Below are 2,534 nucleotides of genomic sequence, written 5' to 3'. Positions count from 1 at the left end.
TGGCCGCCGCCTGCGCCGCCGAGGGGCTGGAGCCCGGGCGGTTCGTGACGCTGGGCCATGGGGAATGCCGCGATTTCGCCGCCACACGGGAGGTGCCTCGCGCCGCGGCGCCGCAAGTTGTAGGGTCGGTGTAGAAAGAGCCGGCGGGACCAGCCGCCCGGCATGGTCCCTGGTGAGGTTACGATGAACGATGCCCCCCCGAACGATACGTCCCCTGCCCCGCCGCCCGGCGAGACGCCGCGTTACAGCCCGGAGGAGATTGCCCAGCTTTTTCTGGACGCGGCGCGCGACGGGCAGGCCGACCTGGTGGCGCAGTTCCTGCAGGCGGGGATGGATCCGGACATCCGGGACGGGCGCGGTTATCCGGCGCTGATCCTGGCGGCGTACAACAGCCATCTGGAGACCGTGTCGTGCCTGCTGGAGGGCGGGGCCCAGGTGGATCTGCGCGACGACAAGGGGGCGACGGCGCTGGCCGGCGTGGCCTTCAAGGGCGAAGTGGCGGTGGCGCGGCGGCTGGTGGCGGCCGGGGCGGAGATCGACGCGCCGAACCTGGTGGGACGGACGCCGCTGATGTTCGCCACCATGTTCAACCGCACGCCGATGGTGGCCTATCTGCTGGAATGCGGAGCCGATCCGGACCGGCGCGACGGCGAGGGCAACAGCGCGCGGAGCATCGCCGAACGCCAGGGGCAGGCCGCCATCGTGGCGCTGATGCCGCGGCGGCGGCCCGCCTGATCGCCCGGGCCTGATCCGCCCCGGGCCCGTTGCGTCCGGGCCCGTTTTGCCCGGGTGTGTTTCGCCCGGGTCTGTTTCGTGTGCGTTTGCTTCGCCCTGGTCTGTTTCGCCGGGGGGCGGGATATTCTAGTAAGGAGCGGTCGTTTGAGCCGCGGAATCTGACATGAGCCGTTTCTGGAGCCCCGTCGTCCACAAGCTGACGCCCTATGTGCCGGGCGAGCAGCCGAAACTGACGAACCTGATCAAGCTGAACACCAACGAATCGCCCTATGGGCCGCCGCCGGGGGCGCTGGAGGCGATTCGGGCGGCCACCGACGACACGCTGCGGCTGTATTCGGATCCGACGTCGGAGGGGCTGCGCGCCGCGATCGCCCGGGCCCATGGCGTGGAGATGGACCAGATCTTCGTCGGCAACGGGTCGGACGAGGTGCTGGCCCATGCGTTCCATGCGCTGCTGCAGCATGAGGGGCCGCTGCTGACGCCGGACATCACGTATAGTTTCTATCCGGTCTATTGCGGGCTGTACGGCATTGCGCACGAACCGGTGCCGCTGGACGACGCGATGCGGATCGAGGTGGCGGATTATCTGCGCCCGTGCGCGGGGATCGTGCTGCCGAACCCGAACGCGCCCACCGGCATCGCGCTGGGGCTGGGGCGGATCGAGACGCTGCTGCGGGCGCATCCGGACCGGGTGGTGGTGATCGACGAAGCCTATGTCGATTTCGGCGCGGACAGCGCGATCCCGCTGGTGCGGCATTTTCCGAACCTGCTGGTGATCCGCACCCTGTCGAAATCGCACGCGCTGGCGGGGTTGCGCGTGGGCTATGCGATCGGCCAGGCCGAACTGGTCGAGGCGCTGAACCGGGTGAAGGACAGTTTCAATTCCTATCCGCTGGACCGGCTGGCGCAGGCGGGGGCGGCGGCGGCGATCGCGGACCGGGAATGGCTTGCACGGACCACGGGAAAGATCATACAATCACGCATCAGGCTGACATCCGGCCTGAGGGACCTGGGGTTCGAGGTTCTGCCTTCGCAGGCGAATTTCGTGTTTGTCCGCCATCCTGATCGTGATGCCGCCTTTCTGGCCGCTGCCCTGCGGGAGCGGTCGATCATCGTGCGGCATTTCAGGACCCCCAGGATCGCGGCGTGGCTGCGCATCACGGTCGGGACCGACACGGAGTGCGGGATCCTGGTCGACGCGCTGGGCGCCATCCTGAAACAGAACGCGGTCTGAGCGGCGCAGCCTGGACCGCGCCGTCCGGAGGGCGTGGTCTGGAGCGGTAGTCTGGGGCGTAGGCGTTTCTGGACGTAGACGTTCTGGGGCGTAGACGTGTGGAACGCCGGACAGGCACGTCCCCTTATAGACGCGTTATAGACGCAGGGGGGCATCCGATCGCGGACGGCGCCATGTGCCGGCCGGGAGACGAGTCCGCGCCTTGATCCGTGACAATTCGGGCCCCGGCCCCGTGTGCTAGCCGAACGTTGTTTGTTTTTTACCGATTGTACTCACTAACGACTTACTGATTGAATGGACGACCATCATGCGCGCATTCCACGGCCAGATGTCCGACAACCAGCCGATCCGGCGTACGCACGCGGAAAAGCAGAAGCAGTTGCGTGACCTGCGCGAGACATTGGCGGCGATGAAGTCGCACACCGCCCCGACCCTGCGCGAGAGCGTGCAGAAGCGGATCCGGCAATTGGAGGCCGAACTGGCGGCGGCGCCGGCCCTGAAGGAACAGGGACCGCGCGGGCGCGGCGACGGGGCGCAGGGCCAGGACCAAGGTCAGGGCCAGGGG

3 protein-coding genes are annotated in these 2,534 nt (G+C 68.0%); all 3 read left to right on the top strand.

The window, feature by feature from the left end; all coding sequences use genetic code 11:
• Nucleotides 1-183: 183 nt before the first annotated feature.
• Complete coding sequence (locus HUK84_RS14790) at nt 184-735, top strand: ankyrin repeat domain-containing protein (protein WP_176640967.1); 552 nt, start codon at nt 184-186, stop codon at nt 733-735.
• A gap of 163 nt (nt 736-898) precedes the next feature.
• A complete protein-coding gene (gene hisC / locus HUK84_RS14785) occupies nt 899-1,969 on the top strand; it encodes a histidinol-phosphate transaminase (RefSeq protein ID WP_176640966.1) in 1,071 nt (356 codons plus the stop codon).
• A gap of 307 nt (nt 1,970-2,276) precedes the next feature.
• Nucleotides 2,277-2,534 (top strand): hypothetical protein (locus tag HUK84_RS14780; RefSeq protein WP_246285704.1); only part of this gene is annotated, 258 nt, incomplete at its 3' end.

Source organism: Nguyenibacter vanlangensis, assembly GCF_013376155.1.
GTDB classification, from domain to species: Bacteria; Pseudomonadota; Alphaproteobacteria; order Acetobacterales; family Acetobacteraceae; genus Gluconacetobacter; species Gluconacetobacter vanlangensis.
The sequence above is the reverse complement of the archived record's forward strand: the minus strand, read 5'-3'. Positions and strand labels throughout refer to the sequence as shown.